Origin of the sequence: Reyranella sp. (genome assembly GCF_050185545.1) — a bacterium.
In the GTDB taxonomy this organism is placed as follows: Bacteria; Pseudomonadota; Alphaproteobacteria; order Reyranellales; family Reyranellaceae; genus Reyranella.
Genome location: NZ_JBFWZI010000107.1, coordinates 1 through 3,751, shown reverse-complemented (window position 1 = coordinate 3,751; position 3,751 = coordinate 1). Strand labels below are relative to the sequence as shown.

Sequence of the window (3,751 nt, the reverse complement as noted above, 5' to 3'; positions counted from 1 at the left end):
CGAGTGGCAGGGTTGGCGCTCCAAGGCGGCCTGTGCAAGCGCGCTCGCCTGCTTAGAGTGTAGAGTGCGGCCTCGTGCATCGATCGGGAGGAAGAAGCGGTGCCCAAGCAACTCCGGTTTTTTGTGCTCGTGCTGCCGAACGTGCCGTGGCCCGAACTGCTGCGGCGCTGCCGGCAGGTCGAGGAGCTCGGCTTCGACTCGGTCGGCCTTGCCGATCATCTGGTCGATTGGGCCGGCGGAAAGGGCCCCTGGTTCGAGCTGTGGGCTCAGCTTTCGGCCATCGCCCAGGCAACCTCGCATATTCGACTGGCGACCCTGGTCGCGCAAATTCCATTGCGCAACCCGGCCCTGTTTGCGCTGCAGGCTATAACCGCGGACCACATTTCCAGCGGCCGGCTCGATGTCGGGCTCGGCATCGGGCTGGAGATCGACCCATCCTATCGCATGATGGGCATCGAGAACTGGAGCGTGAAGGAGCGCGTCGCCCGGTTCGGCGAGTATGTCGCGATCGTCGACCGGCTGCTGTCGCGGGAGGAGACGTCGTTCCAGGGTCGCTACTACCAGGTCGATGCGGCGGCACTCCGCCCGCGCCCGGTCCAGTCGCCGCGTCCACCCATCGTGATCGCGGCAATGGGGCCGGTCATGCTGGGGCATGCGGCGCGATATGCCGACATCTGGAACAGCATCAGCTTCGCCAAGACCTTCGAGGCGCAGCTCGACGAGACGCGGCGTCGGGTGGCGGCAATCGACAAACGGTGCGTGGCGATCGGGCGTGACCCGGCGAACCTGCGACGCTCCTATCTCATGTTCGATCCGACCGCCCGCTCGAGCGGCGGCACGATCAAGTACTACGAGTCGGAGGAGACGTTCAGGCAGATGGTCGAGCAGGTGATCGCGCTCGGAATCTCCGAAGTGGGCTTCTACTATCCCACCCTCGAGGAGCAGGTGCCGATGTTCGAGCGGATCGCGCGGAACGTTCTGCCGGCATTGAAAGCGGCGTACGAGTGATGCTTCAGGCCGGGCGGCGTCGCGCGAGGCGCGCGTCCTTCCACGCGAAATAGCGCATGGCGAGGGGCAGGAACCAGGGATTGCCGCGATAGAATGGCAGCGTGGGGAAGGCGGCCGCTTCAAAGGCGCAGGCCCCCTCCGGCAAGCCCAGAATCCGCTGCGCGATCCTCAAGCCAAAGAATGACCCCATCGGGACGCCGGCGAAGTTGTATCCCATGCCGTGCCAGATGCCGTCGTGGCAGCCGATGTGCGGCATCATGTCGAAGGTCCCGGCACATTGTCCCGTCCAGACGTGGCTGAGCTTGACGTCGGCGAGGTCGGGCAGGGCGCGCCTGAGACGCCCATGCAGCAGGGCGGCGATGGCGGCGGGATCCTGGAGGCCGTTGGCCGTGGCGCCGCCGAACAGCAGGCGCAGCGAATCCGGTGCCGGCCGGAAGAAGTCGATGTCGAGGTTGGAATCGATTACCGTGCGGCGGTGCGGCAGCTGCTTCGCGAGCAGCGTTGGCGGCAGCGGCTCGGTCGCCGCCATGTAGCCGACAAAGGGAATGACGCGGCGGGCATGCCAGGGAAGGTTCCCGGGCGTGTAGCCGTTGGTGGCAATCACCACGTCCCGCGCGCGCGTCTGTCCGACGGCCGTGGCGACGCGAAAGCGTCCGGCCGCCGGCTCGACCGCGGTCACCTCGCAATTGCCCAGGATGGCGACGCCGGCCGCCAGCGCCTTCGCCATCAGGCCGTGATGATAGAGACCCGGGTGCAATGCTCCGAGATCGGGGATGACCGCGCCGCCATCGTAGAGGTCGGTCGCCATCTCCTCGCGCAGCCGGGCGCGCGGCACCATGGCGAAGGGCAGTCCGAGGTCGGCCTGCATGCCGGCCAGTTCGCGTTCCAGCCCGGCATAATGGGCCGGTGACGTCGCCGCGACGAGTCGGCCGCAGCGCACGGCATGGCATTCGATGCCTTCCTCTTCGATGAAGGCCAGCGTGCTCTCGTAGGCCATCGCCAGGTCGCGATAGAGGGCTGTGGCATGGGCCTCGCCTTTCGTCGCCTTCAGGTCGACATAGGCCTTCTTGAGGGTGCGGCCCAGGAACCCGGCATTGCGGCGCGACGCGCCGTGGCCCGGTCGCTCCTTGTCGAACACCGCAACGCTTCGCCCGGCCCGCGCCAGCGTGAGCGCGGCGCGCAACCCGGTGTAACCCGATCCGACGACGACCACGTCGTACGCAGGCGCGAGCGTGGCGTCCGACGCCTCGGGCGGCGGCGCGGCCTCCCACCAGTAGGGCGTGTTGCTGAAATCGGTGGTGAGCAGATCGGTCATCGGCCAGGCGTCCAAACGGATTTTCAGCCAATTGTCGCATATCTGACGGCACCGAGATGCAGCGGGCGCGCAAGGGGCCCCCGCGCTAGGCTGCCAGCCGTTGCGACGCGGCCGACATCATTGCCCAATCACCGCCGTGAGAAGGAGCATCCAGATGGCAAACGCGGATCAGCCGGACGGGCCCATGAACTACGAGAATGCGATCGCGGTCCTGGCCGCGGCCGGCGTGTTCAAGGCGAACGATTTCTTCCGGGATGGCCACACCGCAGTCACCTTTGCGGAATCAGCCATCGACGCCACGGGATCGCGCCTGGCGCACAGACCCGTCAGCGAGAAAGACTCGACGCGCCTTCTCGGCCATCTCCTGGCCGCGGCGGCGGAGCGGGGCTTGCGGCCGGCCGAGCTTCTGGCGATCGGAATGGCGACAGCCCTGCGCGAGGAGCGCAAGCCCGAGTGAGCAGCTGACCGGCAAAGTCACGTTTGGATGACCGGTCAGGTTGAATGGCGCGGTGTAGCGCTGCAGTTTCGCCACGCGCGCGGGGTTGATGCCGAAGTCGGCGATCTCGTCGAGGCCGAGCGGCGCAAAGGGTTGCACCGGCAGGAGCAGGGTGTCGATCGTGCGGAACAGTCGCGCTAAGCGCCCGCGTAGCGCCATTCGGCGCAACCGGATGGCCTGGTAGTCGAGCGCCGACACGGCGTGCCCTGTCTCGAGCACGGATGCCAGCACGGGGCCGTATTCGGCCTTGCGGGCCGGGTAGGTCGCTCGATGGGCAAGGGCGGCTTCGAGAGCACAAGCCGCCGCCCAGTCCATGACACCCCGGGTGACGTCCGGCGCCGAGACCGGGACGAGGTCCGCGCCGAGGCCGCGAAACGCCCTTTCCGCTTCGTCAATGACGTGTTGCGCAACCGGGTCGACGTCCGCGCTGTTCCATTGCGCGTCGACGCCGAGGCGCAAGCCGCCAACATCGCCCCTGGTCGCATCGGCATAGTCTGGCGGTGGCCCGGCGAGCGCGGTCGGGTCGTTGTCGTCCGGGCCGGCGATGGCCGCGAGGATCAAGGCGGCGTCGGCGGCACTGCGGGCAATCGGCCCGACATGGTCGAGGCTGGCCGCGAGCTCGAACACGCCGAAGCGGCTCGTGTGTCCCCAGGTCGGCTTGATGCCAGTCAGTCCCGTGGCGCCGCGCGGCCAGCGGATCGAGCCGCCGGTGTCGGAGGCCAGCGAACCGAAACACAATCCGGCGGCGGTCGCGACGGCCGGGCCGCTCGAGGAGATGCCGGTCCAGCAGGTGGCATTCCATGGATTGCGGAGTGGCGTGATTGCCGGATGGTGATCGGAATAGGCGTCCTCCGTCATCTGCAGCTTGCCGAGCAGGACGGCGCCCGCGCGCCGCAGCCGCGCCACCACCGTGGCATCTTCGTGCGGCGTGA

Annotated in this window: 3 protein-coding genes; 1 reads left to right on the top strand and 2 read right to left on the bottom strand. The window is 67.9% G+C overall.

What is annotated here, in order from left to right:
- The first annotated feature begins 99 nt into the window (after positions 1–99).
- Complete coding sequence (locus tag AB7O82_RS24065) at positions 100–1,008, top strand: LLM class flavin-dependent oxidoreductase (RefSeq protein WP_428554973.1); 909 nt, start codon at positions 100–102, stop codon at positions 1,006–1,008.
- 4 nt (positions 1,009–1,012) lie between these two features.
- On the opposite strand, the gene AB7O82_RS24060 is transcribed toward AB7O82_RS24065, so the two are convergent.
- Positions 1,013–2,323: an NAD(P)/FAD-dependent oxidoreductase gene (locus AB7O82_RS24060; RefSeq protein WP_428620326.1), complete on the bottom strand. Its 1,311-nt coding sequence runs from the start codon at positions 2,321–2,323 to the stop codon at positions 1,013–1,015.
- A gap of 283 nt (positions 2,324–2,606) precedes the next feature.
- Positions 2,607–3,751 (bottom strand): amidase (locus AB7O82_RS24055; protein WP_428620325.1); only part of this gene is annotated, 1,145 nt, incomplete at its 5' end.